The sequence below is a fragment of the Streptosporangium heterodermiicola genome, assembly GCF_051390675.1.
Taxonomy (GTDB): Bacteria; Actinomycetota; Actinomycetes; order Streptosporangiales; family Streptosporangiaceae; genus Streptosporangium.
In genome coordinates this window covers 380,394-398,349 of sequence record NZ_JBPJSR010000007.1, presented here as the reverse complement: position 1 = coordinate 398,349, position 17,956 = coordinate 380,394, and the positions used below count along the sequence as shown (strand labels likewise).

Genomic DNA, 17,956 nt, shown 5'->3' with positions numbered 1-17,956 from the left:
GTTTCACCTCTCCACAGGTCCGGCGGGGGCGCCGCCGGGCACACTCGTAGTGGCCCGGTCGTCGCCACCGCCGGGCACGGTACAGAAACACGCGGCACCGCGCCGTGTCTCCCTCCCCGCCCCGGGGCGAGGGTCTCCACGCTCAAGGAGAGTCGATGACTGCCAAGCGCACCGTGCTGGTCACCGCGCACACCGGGCGGGAGGCGGCCGTCGACAGCGCCCGGATGGTGATCCAGCGGTTCGTGGACGCCGGGCTGAACGTGCGCGTTCTCAGTGCCGAGGCCGACGAGATCGCCTGCGCGGGGGCCGACGTGGTACCCGCGGGTTCGGCGGCGGTCGACGCCGCCGAGATGATGATCGTGCTCGGCGGGGACGGCAGCCTCCTGAGGGCCGCCGAGCTCGCCCGCCCGGCCGGGGTGCCGCTGCTGGGGGTGAACCTCGGACACGTGGGCTTCCTGGCCGAGGCCGAGGTGGAGGACCTGGCGGACGCGGTCGACAGCGTGGTGGACGGCCGCTACGACGTCGAGGAGCGGATGACCATCGAGGTCACCGCCCGCCTCAACGGCAAGCTGCTGGCCGACAGCTGGGCGCTGAACGAGGCAACCGTCGAGAAGAGCGAGCGGATGCTGGAGGTGGTCGCCGAGATCGACGGGCGCCCGCTGTCGCGCTGGGGGTGCGACGGGGTGATCTGCGCCACGCCGACCGGTTCGACCGCGTACGCCTTCTCCGCCGGAGGCCCGGTCGTGTGGCCCGAGGTGGAGGCCCTGCTGCTGGTGCCCATCAGCGCCCACGCCCTGTTCGCCCGGCCTCTGGTGGTCTCGCCCCGCTCCAAGCTGGCGCTGGAGATCCAGACGGAGACGGCGGGCGCGGTGCTGTGGTGCGACGGCCGCCGCAGGTTCGACCTGCCCGCCGGTGCGAGGGTGGAGCTCAGGCGGGCCGAGCTGCCGGTACGGCTCGCGCGGCTGCACGGCCTGGAGGACACCGGGGCGCCGTTCACCGACAGGCTGGTCGCCAAGTTCGATCTCCCTGTACAGGGGTGGCGTGGCCGTGTGAGGCCCTAGTTCGTCCGGGCGGGCGACGCCTCAAGCGCGTAGGATCGTGCCCGCGCACCGCACTGATGTTCGGTGAATTCGATGTGACGGGAGGGACCAGTGCGACCTAGAGTCGAGGAGGTCCGCATCCAGGGGCTCGGCGTGATCGACGAGGCCGTCCTGGTGCTGGCGCCGGGATTCACCGTGGTCACGGGCGAGACGGGCGCGGGTAAGACCATGGTGGTGACCGGTCTGGGGCTGCTGTTCGGCGGCCGTGCCGACCCCGCCAGGGTCCGCCCCGGCTCCGGCAAGACCACCATCGAGGGCACGCTGGTCGTCGACCCCGCGGGACGGGTCGCCCAGCAGGTGCAGGACGTGGGCGGCGTGGTCGAGGACGGTGAGCTGATCATCTCGCGGACGGTGTCCGTCGAGGGGCGCAGCCGCGCCTGGCTGGGCGGGCGCACCGTCCCCGTCGGCACCCTCACCTACCTGGCCGAGGACCTGGTGGCCGTGCACGGCCAGATGGACCAGCAGCGGCTGCTGCAGCCGGGCCGCCAGCGGGCCGCCCTCGACCGCTACGCCGGTGAGGAGCTGGTCAAGCCGCTGCGCGCCTACGAGCAGGCCTACAAGCGGCACAGGAAGACCGCGGAGCAGCTGGACGAGCTGACCACCAGGGCCAGGGAGCGCGCCCAGGAGGCCGACCAGCTCAGGTTCGGGCTCGGCGAGGTCGAGAAGGCCGACCCCAAGGCCGGCGAGGAGATCGAGCTGCGCGAGGAGGAGGAGCGGCTCTCCCACGCCGACTCCCTCAGGGGGGCCGCGGAGACGGCGCACCGGGCGCTGCTCGGCGACCCGCTGTCCGGCGAGCAGGCCATGCCGGACGCCATCGCGCTGGTCGGGGAGGCCCGTACGGCCGTCGAGGCGGTGCGCGACTTCGACCCCGCGCTCGCCGGGATCGCCGACCGGCTCGCGGAGGCGGGCTATCTGATCTCCGACGTCGCCACCGAGCTGGCCGCGTACTTCGAGTCGGTCGACGCCGACCCGGGCCGGCTCGCGGTCGTGCAGGAGCGGCGGGCCGTGCTCACCCACGTCATCCGCAGATACGGCCAGGACACCGCGGAGGTGCTCGCCTGGGCCGCGCGGGCCGCCGCCAGGGTGGCGGAGCTCGACGGCGACGACGACCGCATCGGCGAGCTCACCCGCGAGCACGAGGAGCTCACCGAGCGCCTCACCGAGCTGGCCGCCGAGCTGACCCGGGTCAGGACGGCGGCCGCGGAGCGGTTCGGGCGGGCCGTGACCGAGGAGCTCACCGCGCTGGCCATGCCGCACGCCAGGGTGGTGGTCACCATCGCCGCCGCCCCCGAGTTCGGCCCGCAGGGCGTCGACGAGGTCGAGCTACGCATGGCGCCGCACCCGGCCTCACCGCTCCTGCCGCTGAACAAGGGCGCCTCGGGGGGTGAGCTGAGCCGGGTAATGCTCGCCATCGAGGTGGTGTTCGCCGGTGCCGACCCGGTCCCGACGTTCGTCTTCGACGAGGTCGACGCGGGCGTGGGCGGCAAGGCCGCGGTGGAGATCGGCCGCAGGCTGGCGCGGCTGGCCCGCACCTCCCAGGTGATCGTCGTCACCCACCTCCCGCAGGTCGCGGCCTTCGCCGACCAGCATCTCGTCGTGGAGAAGGCCGACGACGGGAGCGTGGTGCGCAGCGGCGTGATCGCCCTCGACAAGGACGGCCGGGCGCGCGAGCTCTCCCGCATGCTCGCCGGGCTTGAGGACTCCGAGCTGGGCCGCGCGCACGCCGAGGAGCTGCTGTCGATCGCCGCCGCGGACAAGGCGTGACCGGACAGGCCGCCGGCGGGGTGTGACGGGAGGCGGAAACAGCCCGGACGGGCCGGATAACGAGATGACGGGGCGTGTGGCGGGTTGAAAGAGTAATGCGGATGTTCCGGGGAAGCGGGGGCCGGGGGTTTCGGGTGACGGATCTGACACGCTGCCGGCTGTTTGGCTCTCCCGGTCGTTCCCTCTGGCAGGATGGTCGTGATGAAGGTGCCGATTGACGGGCTGAAAGACAGGCTCACCGGGTACCTCCGCCGCAGGAAGGTCACTGACCTTCCCGGGGTGACGGCAGTGGCGAGAATCGATCGGCGGACCAAGAGGCTGACCAAGCGCCTCAGGGCCGGGGAAATCGCGATTATCGATCACGTTGACGTTGACCGGGTGAGCGCGGAGGCGCTTGTCGCGTGCGGCGCGGCGGGTGTCGTCAACGTCGCCTCCGGCATCAGTGGCCGCTACCCCAACCTGGGCCCGCAGATCATCGTCGACGCCGGGGTGCCGTTCGTCGACAACGCCACCCCCGAGCTGTTCGAGCGGATCAAGGACGGCGACCTGGTCAGGCTGTACGAGGGCGTCATCCACCTCGACGACGAGGTGGTCGGCAAGGGCGACGTGCAGACGGCCGAGGCCGTCGAGGCCGCGATGAGCGAGGCGCGGGCCGGGCTGACGGTGCAGATCGAGGCGTTCGCGGCCAACACCATGGAGTACGTCCGCCGCGAGCGCGACCTCCTCATCGACGGGATCGGCGTTCCCGACGTCCGGACCGTCATGGAGGGCAGGCACGTCCTCATCGTGGTGCGCGGTTACCACTACAAGGAGGACATCGCCGCCCTCCGCCCCTACATCCGCGAATACCGCCCGGTCATGATCGGCGTGGACGGCGGCGCGGACGCGCTGCTGGAGGCCGGATACCTGCCCGACATCATCGTCGGGGACTTCGACTCGGTCTCCACCAAGGCGCTCACCACCGGTGCCGAGCTGGTCGTGCACGCCTACCGCGACGGCAGGGCGCCGGGCCTGGAGCGGGTCCAGCAGCTGGGCCGCACCGCGGTGCTCTTCCCGGCGATCGGCACCAGCGAGGACATCGCGATGCTGCTCGCCGACGACAAGGGCGCCGATCTCATCGTCGCCGTCGGCACCCACGCGACCCTGGTGGAGTTCCTCGACAAGGGCCGCTCCGGCATGGCCAGCACCTTCCTCACCCGCCTGCGGGTGGGCAGCAAACTCGTCGACGCGAAAGGCGTCAGCCGGCTCTACCGCAGCCGGATCTCCACACCGTCCCTGCTCCTGCTCGTCGCCACCACGCTGATCACCATGGGGGTGGCGATCGTCGTCTCCCCGGTGGGCAAGATCTGGCTGGACAGCATGCGCGACGTCTGGAGCGGCTTCATCTTCTGGCTGGTCGGACTCTTCTCGTGATCGATTTCCGCTATCACCTCGTCTCCATCGTCGCGATCTTCCTCGCGCTGTCGGTGGGCATCGTGCTGGGCACCACCCTGCTCGAAGACCCCGTCATCAAGGCGAGCGAGCTGGCCGTCAACCAGTTCCGCGAGGGCAACAACGAGCTTCGCGACCAGGTCGAGGCCCTGCAGAAGCGCGAGGCCGCCAACGACGCGTTCGTGGCAGCCGACACCCCCCGGCTGGTCGGGGACGCGCTCGCCGGCGAGAGCGTCGTGATCGTCGAGGCCCCGGGCAGCACGGCGAGCGTGCGCGAGGCGGCGCAGCAGGTGATCGAGGAGGCCGGGGCGACCGTGACCGGCCGGATCACCCTCACCGAGCGATACACCGACCCCGCCCAGGCGGGCTTCATCGACAAGCTGGCCGTCGGCGCCAAGGCCCCCGAGACCGTCTTCTCCGTCGAGGACACGGCGTACGACAAGGCGGCGGAGGTGCTCGCCGGGGCGATCCTGACCAGTGACTCCAGCCAGGTGGGCAAGGAGCACCCGGCCGGGGCCGGCATCCTCGACGCCTTCCAGCGCGGCGGCCTGCTCACCGTCACCGACGAACCCGCCAAGCGCGCGGAGGCGGCCCTGGTGATCGCCCCGGCGGAGGCGTACACCGGGGAGACCGCGGGCGAGCAGGCGGGCGCGCTCGTGACGCTGGCGGTCGGCCTGGACGACGCGGGCCAGGGCACCGTGCTGGCCGGCACGCAGACCTCGGCCGCGGCCGGCGGGGTGATCGCCGCGCTCCGCGAGGACGCGGCCCTCACCGAGAAGGTCTCCAGCGTCGACACCGCCGATATGCCCGCGGGACGGGTCGTGGTGGTCTACGCTCTCCGAGAGCAACTCACCGGGCTGGCCGGCCAGTACGGCATCGGCCCCGGCGTCTCCGGCATCGAGCCCAGCGCGACGCCGACCCCCACGGCCGCTCCCACGGCCGCCACGGCCACCTCCGGAGGATGACCCGATGGCTCGTCGCGCTTTTCCCCGCGCCCTCGCGGGTGCCCTCGCCGGCGCGTTCCTCGGCGCGGTCGCCGCGCGTGCCGCGTACGCCGCCTTCACCCGCAGGCCCCCGGTCGGCGACGCGGAGACCTGGGCCAGGACGAACCACCGGGGCGAGCCGATCACCCTGCTGGAGGGCCCGGCGTTCGTCGCCGGTGCCGGAGCCGCCGCGGCCGTGATCCCCGGGCTGCCCGGCGGGGTCCGGGTGGCGGCGCTGCTGGCGGTGGCGGGCGGCGGCGGCCTCGGAGCCTACGACGACCTGTACGGCGCGACCTCGTCCAAGGGGTTCAGGGGGCATCTGAGCGCCCTGGCCAAGGGCGAGGTCACCAGCGGGGCCGTGAAGATCCTCGGCATCGGCGCGACCGGCCTCGCCGCCGCCGCCGTCACCTCCCGCGACCCCTTCGACGTGGTCGTCAACGGCGGGCTGATCGCCGGAAGCGCCAACCTGGCCAACCTCTTCGACCTGCGGCCGGGCCGCGCCGTGAAGGTGGGCCTGCTCGCCGGGGCGCCCCTGCTCGCCGCGGGACTGCTCAAGGGCGACCCGGTCCCGGCCACCCTGGCCGCGCTCCCCATGGGGGCCGCCGCCGCGCTGCTGCCCGAGGACCTCGGCGAGCGGGCGATGCTCGGCGACGCGGGGGCCAACGCGCTGGGCGCGCTCCTCGGCCTGGCCGCCGCCGTCACCCTGGGCCGCCCCGGGCGGCTCGCCGTGCTCGGCACCGTGGTCGCGCTGACCGCCGCCTCGGAGAAGGTCAGCTTCACCAAGGTGATCGCGGGCAACCCCCTCCTGCACCGCGTCGACATGCTCGGCCGCCGCCCTGTGGAGCAGGCACCCACCCCCCGATGAGCACGAGGATCGCGCGGGGGGTCGCGGGGGCGGCACTCCTCATCGGAGTCGTGACCGTCCTGGCCAGGCTCGTCGGGTTCGGCCGCTATCTCGTCCAGTCGCAGAGCGTCGGCAACAGCTGCCTGGGCACCGCCTACAACACCGCCAACTACGTGCCCAACATCGTCTTCGAGCTGGTCGCGGGCGGGGTGCTGGCCGGGATGGTGGTGCCGGTGCTGGCCTCGGCGGCCTCCAGGTCCGACGACGACCCCGGGGCGAGGGCGGAGGTGAGCAGGACCACCTCGGCGCTGCTCACCTGGGCGATGCTCGTCCTGGTGCCGCTGACGCTGCTCATCGTCGCGTTCGCCGGGCCGATCGTCGCGCTGCTCATGGGTGATCCGCACGGATGCGGCGTGGCCGGCGTCGTCGAGGCCGGCACCGGCATGCTCGTCGTCTTCGCCCCTCGGATGATCTTCTTCGGGCTCGCCGTGGTGCTGTACGGGGTGCTCCAGGCCCATCGGCGGTTCATGGGCCCGGCCCTGGCGCCGCTCGTCTCCAGCCTGCTCATCGTCGCCTCCAACCTGCTGTTCGAGGTGGTCAACGAGGACGCCGCCAGGGACCTGACGAAGCTCAGCGGCGCCGGGCAGCTGTCGCTCTCCCTCGGCGCGACCGTCGCCGCCGCCGCGATGGTGCTCACCGTCGTCGGCCCGGTGTCCAGGCTCGGGCTCCGGCTGCGGCCCACGCTGACGTTCCCGCCGGGCGTCGCGGCCAAGGCGCGGAGGCTCGCCACCGCGGGTCTCGCCGTGCTGGTCGCGCAGCAGGTCGCGCTGATCGTCGTCATCCGCCTGGCCAACGGCCTGGGCGGCGAGGGCGCGATCGCCGCCTACACCTACGCCTGGGCGCTGTACCAGCTGCCGTACGCCGTGCTCGTGATGCCGATCGCCACCAGCTCGTTCCCGGTGCTGTCCACCCGGGCGGCCGAGGGGGACACGCCGGGGTTCGACGCCCTGACCGCCTCCACCACCCGGGCCGTGCTGCTGGTGACGGGGCTCGCGGCCGGGGTGATGGCGGCGGTCGCCGTACCGGTGTCGAGGGTGTTCCTCGACGGGACCGCGGGCGGCGATCCCGCCGAGATGGCCAGGGGCGTCGCGCTGTTCGCGCCGGGCCTGGTCGGGTACGCGCTCATGCTGCACCTCGCCCGCATCCTGTACGCCTGCGGGCGGGGCCGGTCGGCGGCGGCCGCCTCGGTGACCGGATGGGCCGTCGCGCTGCTGGCCCAGATCGTGCTCGCCCACACGGCGGGGGACCCGTCCGAGGTGGTCGGGCGGATCGCGCTGGGCAGCACCGTCGGGATGACCGTCGGCGGACTGCTTCTCACCGTCGCCGTGCTCCGCGCCAGGGCGGCGGCCGCGCTGGCGGGGACGCCGCGCACCCTCCTGGCGACCCTGGCCGGCGGCGTCGCGGCCTGGGCCGCGGGACTGACCCTGGTCGAGGCCTTCGGCGCGGTGGCCACGTGGGCGTCCGTGGCGGTCGGGCTCGCCGCGGGGGTGGCCGGGGTGGTCGTGTTCGCGGCCGTGGTGGTGATGATCGACAGAGAGGACGCCCAGGCGCTGCTGGCAAGGCTTCGCCGGGGTCCCGCGAGGGGGGAGAGTCGTTCGGATGGCTGATCAGGGCAGGCGCGTGGCACTCGTGCTGGGGACGAGCGCGGGAGGGGTCGGCCGGCACGTGGCCATGCTGGCCGGGGGGCTGGTGCGCGGCGGCCACCGGGTGGTCGTGGCGGGCCCGCCGAGCACGGAGCGCGCCTTCGGCTTCGCCGCCCTCGGCGCGCGCTTCGCGCCCGTGCCGATCTCCGACCGGCCCCGCCCGCTCGCCGACCCGCGGGCGGTCCTGGCGCTCCGGACGCTGCGCGGGGCGGACGCCGTGCACGCCCACGGGCTGCGGGCCGGGGCCCTGGCGGCGATCGCGCTGGCCGGGACCGGGACCGGCCTCGTGGTGACCCTGCACAACGCCGCCACCGCGGGCGGTGCCGTCGGCGCCGTCTACGCCCTCCTGGAACGGATCGTGGCCCGCCGCGCCGACCGGATCCTGGTCGTCTCCCCCGACCTGGGGGAGCGGATGACCCGTCTGGGGGCCGGGCACGTCGAGGCCGCCGTCGTTCCCGCGCCCTCGCTGCCTCCTTCGGGACGCGAGCCCGGCGACGTGCGGCGGGAGCTCGGCACGGGTGACCGGGTGATCTTCCTGACGGTCGCGAGGCTCGCCCAGCAGAAGGGGCTGGAGACCCTGCTCGACGTCGCGAAGGCCCTGCGTGGGGCTCGCGGGGGCGCGGTGCCCGTCCCGGGCTCGGCGGCGGGTACCGCACCGGGACCGGCCGTGGGTTCGGCGGCGGGGCCGGTCGCGGGTTCGTCGGCGGGGCCGGTGGCGGGTCCCGTGTCGGGCCCGGCGGAACCCGTGCGCGGCCGGGGTCCGGGGGAGCGGGCGCCCGAGGCGGTGTTCCTGGTGGCGGGGGAGGGGCCGTTGCGGGGGGAGTTGCAGGAGCGGATCGACCGGGAGAACCTGCCGGTACGGCTGCTCGGCGACCGTTCCGACGTGGGGGATCTGCTCGGGGTGGCCAGGGCGCTGGTGGTGCCGAGCCGCTGGGAGGGGCAGCCGCTCACCGTGCAGGAGGCCCTGCGGGCGGGCACGGCGATCGTCGCCACCGCCGTGGGGGGCATCCCGGCGATGGTGGGCGAGGCCGGGCTGCTGGTGCCGTACGGGGACATCGAGGCGATGCGCGACGCGGTCGCGAGGGTGCTCGCCGACGACGGCCTCGCCGGGGAGCTGGCCGGGGCCGCCGCGCTGCGGGGGCGCGGGCTGCCGGGCGAGCGGGAGGCGCTGGAGGCGGTGCTCGCGGTCTACGCGGGGCTTTCCTGAGCCGGGCCCACCGGCCTTCCCGGGCGGGTTCATCGGCTTCTCCGGATGGACCTGCCGATTTCCCGAGGGAACCACAGGCCTTCCCGGGCGGGTTCATCGGCTTCTCCGGACGGGCTTACCGGCTTTCCCGGGTGGGTTTACCGGGCTTTCCGTGCTTTCCGGGAGAGCTCCGGTGGTGCCCGCGGGCCTCCATGGGGCCTGGAGGGCGTGAAGGGGCCGGTGGCGGGCGATTCCCGGACCCGGGGGAACAAGCGGGGCGCCGCGATGTTGGATTAGGCGCCGCCATGCCGGACGCCTATACTGGCGTGGTTAGGGGGGGAGTATCCCTTCGCGGCAGTCTCGTCATCACGGTGTTGCCTCGCTCCACGAGGCCCCCGGGGCTGTCGGTCCGCATCGTCGACCCGCTTCACGTCGACCTGGTTTCACGCGGGCGGGAGAGACCTCCGGCAGTCTGTCGTGCGCGCCGCCGGAGGTTTATCAGTTGTGAATGTTCCTGTCTGGGTATGGTTCGCCGTCATCGGCGGACTCCTGGTCGTCCTCGCATTCGACCTTTGGATCGTCGATCGAGGCGAGGCTCGAGAGTTCTCCCTCAAGCAGGCCGGGTTCTGGGTCGGCTTCTACGTCACCCTCGCCGTGCTCTTCGGCATCGGGCTGTGGGTCATCGCGGGCCCCACCCCCGCGGGCCAGTTCATCGCCGGTTATCTCACCGAGTACAGCCTGAGTATCGACAACCTCTTCGTCTTCTACATCATCATGACCCGCTTCGCGGTGCCGAAGGTGCACCAGCACAAGGTGCTGCTGATCGGCATCCTGATGGCGCTGGTCATGCGCGGCATCTTCATCGCGATCGGCGCCGCGGCCCTCGCCAACTTCGGCTGGCTGTTCTACGTCTTCGGCCTGTTCCTCATCTACACGGCCGTCCAGCTCGTCCGCCAGTTCGGCAAGGAGGAGCACCTTGAGGAGAACGCGGTGCTGCGCTGGGCGCGGCGGGTGCTGCCGCACACCGACGACTACGTGGGCTCCAAGATCATTGTAAAGGTCGACGGCAAGCGCCTGGTCACCCCGCTGCTGATCGTCATGATCGCCATCGGCACCACCGACCTGCTGTTCGCGCTCGACTCGATTCCGGCGATCTTCGGCCTGACCACCGACGCCTTCATCGTCTTCACCGCGAACGCGTTCGCCCTGATGGGTCTGCGCCAGCTGTACTTCCTGCTGGGCGGCCTGCTCCAGAAGCTGGTCTACCTCAGCTTCGGTCTTGCGTTCATCCTCGGTTTCATCGGGGTTAAGCTGATCCTTGAGGCTCTGCACTCCAGCGGTGTCTCCTGGGCCCCCGCGGTGCCCATCTGGTTGTCGTTGTCGGTCATCGTCGTCACGATGATCGTCACCACCGTGGTCAGCCTGATCAAGGTTCGGCGTGACAACCGCGCGGGCAAGGAAAACACCACCCCGGCGAGTGTCGAGCAGGGCTAGCGAATCGGCGTGTGAGGCGCTTTGCTTGTCTCATTGCGCCTTATAAGGGCTAAGAGATGGGTAACATCCTGCCCCAGAGCGGGTAGACATACCGGTCTAATGCCGCAAGACATCACAAAGGTTCCCTGTGTCCCACGATTCAGCAAGCCACAGGCCAGGCCCGCTGGGCCTGGCACGTGGCGTCTCCCCGTGGTTGCTCCCGACCGTGGCCGCCGCCGCCGCGACCTCCCTGCTCAGCCGTCGTGACCGGCGCTGGGCGCTGGCGGCGGTCCCGCTGACCGCGCTCACCGGCGGGATGCTCTGGTTCTTCCGCGACCCGGATCGCACCCCGGGCACCGGGCGGATCCTGTCGCCCGCGGACGGCGTGGTGCAGAGCATCGACCCGTGGCCGGACGGCCGCACCCGGGTCGCGATCTTCATGAGCCCGCTCGACGTGCACGTCAACCGGGCGCCGATCGCCGGTACGGTCACCTCGATGGAGCACGTGTCCGGCGGTTACCTGCCCGCGTTCAACAAGGACAGCGACACCAACGAGCGGGTCGTCTGGCACCTGGACACCGCGCTCGGCGACATCGAGCTCGTCCAGATCGCCGGGGCGGTCGCGCGCCGCATCGTGCCCTACGTGGCCGAGGGGGCGAAGGTCGCCAGGGCCGAGCGGATCGGGCTGATCAGGCTCGGCTCGCGGGTCGACGTCTACCTTCCCGAGGGGATCGCCCCGGCCGTCTCCGTGGGCCAGAAGACGGTCGCGGGGGTGACGGGTCTTGACCACGGCTGACGCGAGCTGGCCGATGGACGAGACGGACGACGAGCCACGAGGGCCCGTGGGCAAGGCGTTCCGCCTGTCGGCCGCCGACTCCCTCTCCCTCGGCAACGCCCTCTGCGGCTTCCTCGCGGTCTGCGTGCTCGCCTGGTCGGCCATCAGCGCGCTGCAGCAGGACAAGCCCTTCGCGGCCGACCCTCGCTTCTTCGGCACCGCGGTGGTTCTCCTGCTGATCGGCGCCACCTGCGACCTGTTCGACGGCCTGGTGGCCCGCAAGTTCCGTGCCTCGGCCATGGGCGCCGAGCTGGACAACCTCGCCGACGTGATCAGCTTCGGCTTCGCGCCCGCCTTCATGGTGGTCATCTGGGCGGGGTTCAACCAGCAGATCCCCTTCCTGCTGGTGATGGCCGCGGCGTCGTCGGTGCTGCTGGCCGGGGTCGTCCGGCTCGCGCGCTTCGCCTGCGTGAAGACCAAGAGCGGCGACTTCATGGGGCTGCCCATCCCGATGGGCGCGATGACCGTGGTCTCGATCGTGCTGCTGTTCCCCCCGTCGATCTGGACGATCCTGCCCGTCTTCGGGGTGGCGTACCTCATGGTGAGCCGGATCGAGTACCCCAAGCCCAAGGGCAACCTGGCGGCCGCCGTGCTCGCCTGGATGATGATCAACGTCGCCTGCCTCACCATCTGGGTCGCCGGCCTGGCCGGTGGCGACACGCTGATCAAGGTCGGGGCGGTCATGCAGATGACGATCGTGGCGGCCATCCCGCTGCGGGTCCTGATGTTCAAGCGGGAGAAGCGCAAGGAGCAGCGCAAGGCGTCCGCCGGGGTCGGCTGAGTCCGACCGCCCGCGGCGCGTTCGCACCGGTTTCTCCCAGGGCATGGCGGATGGTCGCGGACACGCCATGCCCGGATCCGTTCTCGTCCCTGAATGCCCCGGCACGCTTCCCATGTCCGGCGTGGCTGCGTTCAATTGCCTCATGGCAGCTGAGCCTCATGAGCACACCCGTACCTATTTCCTCGGCATCCTTGCCCGCGAGCTGGAGCTGAGGGGCATGAGCGTGACGCTCAGGCGGAGCCCGCCGGCGCTGCGGGTCAGCGATCCCGAGGCGGCGATGTTCAACGAGACCCTAGACTGCGTCCCGCTGGCCGAGGGCTGGTTCTACCGCTGGTCCTGGGGCGACCTGGTCGAGCGGGTGGAGGATCCGGCCAAGGCCGCGGACCGGATCCTGCGGGTCTTCGGCGGCTGACACCCGCCCTCCCGCCGGAGACCGTGCCACCTGTCCAGCCAGGTCTTCCCGGCAGAGGCCCCGCCACCCGGCCGCCAGGTCTTCCCGCCAGAGGCCGTGCCACCTGTCCAGCCCGGCCTTCCCGCCAGAGGCCGCACACGTGCCGCCCGGGCGACAGGCTCCCCGCCGCCCGGGCGGGGTGTCACCAGCCGCGCTCGCGCCACTCGGGCAGCGAGGGGCGCTCGGCGCCGAGCGTGGTGTCCTTGCCGTGGCCCGGGTAGACCCAGGTGTCGTCCGGCAGCCGGTCGAAGATCCGCTCCGACACGTCGGCGAAGAGCTGGGCGAACCGCTCGGGATCCTTGTTGGTGTTGCCGACGCCGCCGGGGAAGAGCGAGTCGCCGGTGAACAGGTGGCCCGGGTGATGCAGGGCGATCGAGCCGGGGGTGTGCCCGCGCAGGTGGATCACCTCCAGGCCGACCACGCCGACGGTGATCCCGTCGCCGTCCTCGACCTCCAGGTCCACCGGCACCGGCAGCGCCCCCGCGTCGAGCGGGTGGGCGATCACCGAGGCGCCGGTCGCCCTGGCGACCTCCTCCAGGGCCTGCCAGTGGTCGCCGTGCCGGTGGGTGGTGACGATCTTGCTGATCGGCTGGTCGCCGATGAGTTCGAGCAGCCGGTCGGGCTCGGCGGCCGCGTCGACGAGCGCGCCGTCGCCGGTCTGGGTGCACCGGATCAGGTAGGCGTTGTTGTCGAACGGGCCGACGGCCAGCTTGGCGATCGTCAGGGCGGGCAGCTCGCGGAGGTCGGCGGGGCCGCCGACCTGAACATCACCGGTGTACGTCACGGATTCTCCTCGGACGGGGTCGCGGGAGGGTGAGGCGGTGCGCGCCCCGCCCTCGTCCTCCTCATCATTCCGCCCGGCGGGCGGGCCGGGGCATAAGGGGGGTGTTCACATCGTTGAAACCGTGGGTCACCTGCCAGGTCTGGGCCGAGGCCGTACCCTGGAGAGGGCGGGAAAACGACCCCGGACGCAGGTCCGGAAAATTGTCGGCCCCTCTCGCTAGTCTTCCCGCGACTACTTCCAACCCTCTACCAACGACGTCGGGACTGCTGTGGCTGACCGCCTCATCGTGCGTGGTGCACGTGAACACAACCTCAAGGACGTCTCGCTGGAGCTGCCGCGAGACGCTCTGATCGTCTTCACCGGACTGTCCGGCTCTGGCAAGTCCAGCCTGGCCTTCGACACGATCTTCGCCGAAGGTCAGCGCCGGTACGTCGAATCGCTGTCGGCGTACGCGCGGCAGTTCCTCGGGCAGATGGACAAGCCCGACGTCGACTTCATCGAGGGGCTCTCGCCCGCGGTGTCGATCGACCAGAAGTCGACGAGCCGCAACCCCCGCTCCACCGTCGGCACGATCACCGAGGTGTACGACTACCTGCGGCTGCTCTGGGCGCGGATCGGCAAGCCGCACTGCCCGCAGTGCGGGCGGGCGATCGCCAGGCAGAGCCCCGAGCAGATCGTCGACCGGGTGATGGAGCTGGAGGAGGGCACCCGCTTCCAGGTGCTCGCCCCGGTGGTCCGCGGCCGCAAGGGCGAGTACGCCGAGTTGTTCAGCCAGCTCCAGGCGAAGGGCTTCGCCCGCGCCCGCGTCGACGGCACCGTGGTCAGGCTGGACGAGCCGCCGACCTTGAAGAAGCAGGAGAAGCACGACATCGAGGTGATCGTCGACCGCCTGGCCGTGAAGGAGGGCGCGAGCAGCCGCCTCACCGGCTCGGTGGAGACCGCCCTGGGCCTGTCGGGCGGGACGATCACCCTGGAGTTCGTCGACCTGCCCGAGGACGACCCCAACCGCGAGCGCTTCTACTCGGAGCACCTCCACTGCCCCTACGACGACCTGTCGTTCGAGGAGCTGGAGCCCCGCTCGTTCTCGTTCAACTCGCCCTTCGGCGCCTGCCCGGAGTGCACGGGCCTGGGCGTCCGGATGGAGGTCGACCCCGACCTGGTCGTGCCCGACCCGGAGCGGCCGCTGGGCGAGGGCGCCCTGTCCCCGTGGGCCGGCGGCCACACCAGCGATTACTTCGTACGCCTGGTCGAGGCGCTCGGCCTGACCATGGGGTTCGGTCTCGACACCCCGTGGGAGCGGCTCCCCAAGAAGGCGCAGAAGGCCCTGCTGTACGGCCACGACGAGCAGGTCCACGTCCGCTACAGCAACCGCTACGGCCGCCAGCGCTCCTACTACACCACCTTCGAGGGGGTCATCCCCTGGGTGCAGCGCCGCCACGGCGAGTCCGACAGCGACGGCATGCGCGAGAAGTACGAAGGCTACATGCGGGAGATCCCGTGCCCGGCCTGCGAGGGGGCGAGGCTCAAGCCGGTCTCGCTCGCCGTCACGGTCGACGACCGCTCGATCGCCGAGGTCTCGTCGATGTCGATCGGCGACTGCGCGGCGTTCCTGGCGGGGCTGAAGCTGTCCGAGCGCGACATGCAGATCGCCGAGCGGGTGGTCAAGGAGATCAACGCCCGGATGGGCTTCCTGCTCGACGTGGGTCTCGACTACCTGACCATGGACCGGGCCTCCGGCACCCTCGCCGGTGGCGAGGCGCAGCGCATCCGGCTCGCCACCCAGATCGGCTCGGGCCTGGTCGGGGTGCTGTACGTGCTGGACGAGCCCTCCATCGGCCTGCACCAGCGTGACAACCAGCGGCTGCTGGAGACCCTGATCAGGCTGCGCGACATGGGCAACACGCTCATCGTGGTCGAGCACGACGAGGACACCATCGCCGCCGCCGACTGGGTGGTCGACATCGGCCCGGGGGCGGGCGAGCACGGCGGCCAGGTCGTCGTCTCCGGCACCGTGGCCGACCTGCTCGCCTCGGAAGACTCGATGACCGGCGCCTACCTGTCCGGCCGCAAGACGATCGCGATCCCCGCCGCCCGCCGCAAGCGCGACAGGAAGCGGCAGATCACCGTGAAGGGCGCCCGCGAGCACAACCTCAAGGGCGTCGACGTGGAGTTCCCGCTGGGGCTGCTCACCGCGGTCACCGGGGTCTCGGGGTCGGGCAAGTCCACCCTGGTCAACGACATCCTCTACAACGCGCTGGCCAAGGAGCTGAACGGCGCGCGCACCGTCCCTGGCCGCCACGCGCGGGTCAACGGGATGGACCTGGTCGACAAGGTCGTGCACGTCGACCAGTCGGCGATCGGCCGCACGCCCCGGTCCAACCCGGCGACCTACACCGGCGTCTTCGACAAGGTCCGCGACCTGTTCGCGCAGACCACCGAGGCCAAGGTCCGGGGTTACCAGAAGGGCCGGTTCAGCTTCAACGTCAAGGGCGGCCGGTGCGAGGCCTGCTCGGGAGACGGCACCCTCAAGATCGAGATGAACTTCCTGCCCGACGTCTACGTGCCCTGCGAGGTCTGCCACGGGGCGCGCTACAACCGGGAGACCCTGGAGGTCCACTACAAGGGCAAGACGATCTCCGAGGTGCTCGACATGCCGATCGAGGAGGCTCTCGACTTCTTCGACTCGATCCCGGCGATCAAGCGCTACCTGAAGACGCTGAACGACGTCGGCCTGGGCTACGTCAGGCTCGGCCAGCCCGCCACGACCCTGTCCGGCGGCGAGGCCCAGCGCGTCAAGCTCGCCTCCGAGCTGCAGCGCCGCTCCACCGGCCGGACGATCTACGTGCTCGACGAGCCCACCACCGGCCTGCACTTCGAGGACATCCGCAGGCTGCTGGGTGTCCTGGGCAAGCTCGTCGACGGGGGCAACACGGTCATCGTCATCGAGCACAACCTCGACGTGATCAAGACCGCCGACTGGCTGATCGACATGGGCCCCGAGGGCGGCTCCCGGGGCGGCAGCGTGCTCGCCGTCGGCACGCCCGAGGAGGTCGCCCTGGTCGACGAGAGCCACACCGGCCGCTTCCTGCGCAAGATCCTCGGCAGCTGAAGGCCGGGTTCGGGACCGGGCTGCCCCGTCAATACCCTTGACGCGGCAGCCCGGTTCCGAGCTGGGACGACGTCGCGAGAAGGGCCGAGATGAGCACGCAGGAGATCTCCGCCGGGCCCGCGCGCAGGCGGGTGATCGCCGCCGCGGGGGCCGTGGCGTGCGGGGCGGCGCTGGCCGGGTGCGGCGGCGGGGAGTCCGCCGCCGTCGTGCCGCCGGGGATCAAGGGAAAGGTCATCGCGCGCACCGCCGACATCCCGGTGGGCGGCGGCAAGGTGATCACCAAGTGGAAGGTCGTGATCACCCAGCCGTCCTCGGGGGTGTTCCGGGCGTTCTCGGCGAGCTGCCCGCACCGGGGATGCGCGGTCGGGAGGGTCGGGGACGGCGTCATCCGCTGCCCCTGCCACGGCAGCGAGTTCGCCGCAGACTCCGGCAAGTGCCTCAAGGGACCGGCGGAGGCGCCGCTGGTCCGGTACGCGCTGAGGGTCGAGGGCGACGGGATCGTCATGGTCTGACGGTTCGCCCCGCTTCCTTCTCCGGTTCTCCGGCTCCTCGGGGGAGGCTCGGGGGAGGCGCGGCCTCGCCGGGCTCGAAGCCCGTGGCGAGGGTTTCCAGGGGGATTCTCCGGATGGCCCGGAAAGAGGGCCGAGGTGGTAATTCTTCACAGTCTCCTGACATGACGTACGGCATGCTGAACCGTCATCGGGGTGCCAGCCGTACCTGAAGATGATGATCCTGGAGGATATTCATGACTGAGACGACGCGTCGTACGGTGATATTGAGCGCGGGCGGGGCCGGGATGGCCGCGGTGCTGACCGCGTGCGCGGGGTACGGGGAGCCCGCCTCGGATGGCGGGGACACGTCCTCGACCGCCTCCTCGCAGGCGCCGGAGGCGGCCGAGACGACCGCGGGCGCCGAGGGGGGCGACTCCGGGGCGAAGGCCCTGGCCAAGACCGCGGACATCCCCGAGGGGGGCGGCAAGGTCTTCAAGGACGAGAAGATCGTGGTCGTCCAGCCGGCCGCCGGCGAGTTCAAGGCGTTCAGCTCCGTCTGCACCCACCAGGGGTGCGACGTCGACAAGATCGCGGACGGCACCATCGACTGCCCGTGTCACGGCAGCAAGTTCAAGATCACCGACGGCTCCGTGGCGAACGGCCCGGCCACCGAGCCCCTGGAGGAGAAGTCGATCAAGGTGGACGGCGACTCCATCGTCCTCGCCTGAACCCGGCCGCGGGCCCGCCGCCGGGAGGAGCGTCCCGGCGGGAGGCCGGGTGCCGTGCGGCGGCCCCCGTACGGCCCGGGTCACCTCGCGGGGCGACGACCGTCGCGTGAGGCCGTGACCCGGTCCCGAGCGAAGGCGGGCCGGTGTGTCCCGGCCCGGCCCTCCTCGCGGGACCGGTGTGGTGAGGGCCCGAGGGGGCCGGACCGGAAAGCCGTGAGAAGAGCCGGGCCGGAAGGCCGGGAGGACGGCCGGGCGGGCAGGGCACCGGGAAATCTGTAAGGAAACCTGTCGGT

15 protein-coding genes are annotated in these 17,956 nt (G+C 71.8%); 14 read left to right on the top strand and 1 reads right to left on the bottom strand.

Features of this window, described 5'->3' with window-relative positions; genetic code table 11:
- Nucleotides 1-155 precede the first annotated feature (155 nt).
- The 11 genes from ACSC1Q_RS18470 to ACSC1Q_RS18420 all read left to right on the top strand — a co-directional run bounded on the left by ACSC1Q_RS18470 (nt 156) and on the right by ACSC1Q_RS18420 (nt 12,512).
- The gene (locus tag ACSC1Q_RS18470) at nt 156-1,061 is read left to right on the top strand and encodes an NAD kinase (protein ID WP_350967954.1); all 906 of its coding nucleotides are present in this window, start codon (nt 156-158) and stop codon (nt 1,059-1,061) included.
- Nucleotides 1,062-1,151: 90 nt separating this feature from the next.
- Nucleotides 1,152-2,864, top strand: a complete 1,713-nt coding sequence (gene recN, locus ACSC1Q_RS18465; RefSeq protein WP_436759931.1) for a DNA repair protein RecN — start codon at nt 1,152-1,154, stop codon at nt 2,862-2,864.
- A gap of 201 nt (nt 2,865-3,065) precedes the next feature.
- A complete protein-coding gene (gene steA, locus ACSC1Q_RS18460) occupies nt 3,066-4,277 on the top strand; it encodes a putative cytokinetic ring protein SteA (RefSeq protein WP_436759930.1) in 1,212 nt (403 codons plus the stop codon).
- Nucleotides 4,274-5,260: a copper transporter gene (locus ACSC1Q_RS18455; RefSeq protein ID WP_436759929.1), complete on the top strand. Its 987-nt coding sequence runs from the start codon at nt 4,274-4,276 to the stop codon at nt 5,258-5,260. Before steA ends, ACSC1Q_RS18455 begins: the two co-directional genes overlap by 4 nt.
- 4 nt (nt 5,261-5,264) lie before the next feature.
- Nucleotides 5,265-6,143 carry a hypothetical protein gene (locus tag ACSC1Q_RS18450; protein WP_436759928.1) on the top strand — a complete coding sequence of 293 codons (879 nt, stop codon included), beginning with the start codon at nt 5,265-5,267 and terminating at the stop codon, nt 6,141-6,143.
- Nucleotides 6,140-7,789 carry a murein biosynthesis integral membrane protein MurJ gene (gene murJ / locus ACSC1Q_RS18445; protein ID WP_436759927.1) on the top strand — a complete coding sequence of 550 codons (1,650 nt, stop codon included), beginning with the start codon at nt 6,140-6,142 and terminating at the stop codon, nt 7,787-7,789. The genes ACSC1Q_RS18450 and murJ overlap by 4 nt, the downstream gene beginning before the upstream one ends.
- Nucleotides 7,782-9,032, top strand: a complete 1,251-nt coding sequence (locus ACSC1Q_RS18440; RefSeq protein ID WP_436759926.1) for a glycosyltransferase family 4 protein — start codon at nt 7,782-7,784, stop codon at nt 9,030-9,032. Before murJ ends, ACSC1Q_RS18440 begins: the two co-directional genes overlap by 8 nt.
- 483 nt (nt 9,033-9,515) lie before the next feature.
- Entirely contained in the window at nt 9,516-10,505 is a 990-nt protein-coding gene (locus ACSC1Q_RS18435; RefSeq protein ID WP_436759925.1) for a TerC family protein, read from the top strand.
- A gap of 127 nt (nt 10,506-10,632) precedes the next feature.
- The gene (locus tag ACSC1Q_RS18430) at nt 10,633-11,280 is read left to right on the top strand and encodes a phosphatidylserine decarboxylase (RefSeq protein WP_436759924.1); all 648 of its coding nucleotides are present in this window, start codon (nt 10,633-10,635) and stop codon (nt 11,278-11,280) included.
- A complete protein-coding gene (pssA, locus tag ACSC1Q_RS18425; protein ID WP_362685651.1) occupies nt 11,267-12,100 on the top strand; it encodes a CDP-diacylglycerol--serine O-phosphatidyltransferase in 834 nt (277 codons plus the stop codon). Before ACSC1Q_RS18430 ends, pssA begins: the two co-directional genes overlap by 14 nt.
- A 142-nt stretch (nt 12,101-12,242) precedes the next feature.
- Entirely contained in the window at nt 12,243-12,512 is a 270-nt protein-coding gene (locus ACSC1Q_RS18420) for a hypothetical protein (protein ID WP_344749577.1), read from the top strand.
- Nucleotides 12,513-12,693: 181 nt separating this feature from the next.
- Here the strand turns inward: ACSC1Q_RS18420 and ACSC1Q_RS18415 are convergent, their stop codons facing one another.
- A complete protein-coding gene (locus tag ACSC1Q_RS18415) occupies nt 12,694-13,335 on the bottom strand; it encodes an MBL fold metallo-hydrolase (RefSeq protein WP_436759923.1) in 642 nt (213 codons plus the stop codon).
- A gap of 268 nt (nt 13,336-13,603) precedes the next feature.
- Here ACSC1Q_RS18415 and uvrA point away from each other — a divergent pair, with 268 nt between their 5' ends.
- From uvrA to ACSC1Q_RS18400, 3 genes are all read left to right on the top strand, one after another.
- A complete protein-coding gene (uvrA, locus tag ACSC1Q_RS18410; RefSeq protein WP_436759922.1) occupies nt 13,604-16,444 on the top strand; it encodes an excinuclease ABC subunit UvrA in 2,841 nt (946 codons plus the stop codon).
- An 89-nt stretch (nt 16,445-16,533) separates the two neighbouring features.
- Nucleotides 16,534-16,956 carry a Rieske (2Fe-2S) protein gene (locus tag ACSC1Q_RS18405; RefSeq protein ID WP_436759921.1) on the top strand — a complete coding sequence of 141 codons (423 nt, stop codon included), beginning with the start codon at nt 16,534-16,536 and terminating at the stop codon, nt 16,954-16,956.
- A gap of 233 nt (nt 16,957-17,189) precedes the next feature.
- On the top strand, nt 17,190-17,663 hold the full coding sequence (locus ACSC1Q_RS18400) for a Rieske (2Fe-2S) protein (RefSeq protein ID WP_436759920.1): 474 nt from the start codon (nt 17,190-17,192) through the stop codon (nt 17,661-17,663).
- The last annotated feature ends 293 nt before the right edge of the window (nt 17,664-17,956 follow it).

Coding starts and splice junctions, on each gene's coding strand:
- ACSC1Q_RS18470 (WP_350967954.1), top strand. CDS start 156: ATGACTGCCAAGCGCACCGTGCTGGTCACCGCGCACACCGGGCGGGAG.
- steA (WP_436759930.1), top strand. CDS start 3,066: ATGAAGGTGCCGATTGACGGGCTGAAAGACAGGCTCACCGGGTACCTC.
- ACSC1Q_RS18450 (WP_436759928.1), top strand. CDS start 5,265: ATGGCTCGTCGCGCTTTTCCCCGCGCCCTCGCGGGTGCCCTCGCCGGC.
- murJ (WP_436759927.1), top strand. CDS start 6,140: ATGAGCACGAGGATCGCGCGGGGGGTCGCGGGGGCGGCACTCCTCATC.
- ACSC1Q_RS18440 (WP_436759926.1), top strand. CDS start 7,782: ATGGCTGATCAGGGCAGGCGCGTGGCACTCGTGCTGGGGACGAGCGCG.
- ACSC1Q_RS18420 (WP_344749577.1), top strand. CDS start 12,243: ATGGCAGCTGAGCCTCATGAGCACACCCGTACCTATTTCCTCGGCATC.
- ACSC1Q_RS18405 (WP_436759921.1), top strand. CDS start 16,534: ATGAGCACGCAGGAGATCTCCGCCGGGCCCGCGCGCAGGCGGGTGATC.
- ACSC1Q_RS18400 (WP_436759920.1), top strand. CDS start 17,190: ATGACTGAGACGACGCGTCGTACGGTGATATTGAGCGCGGGCGGGGCC.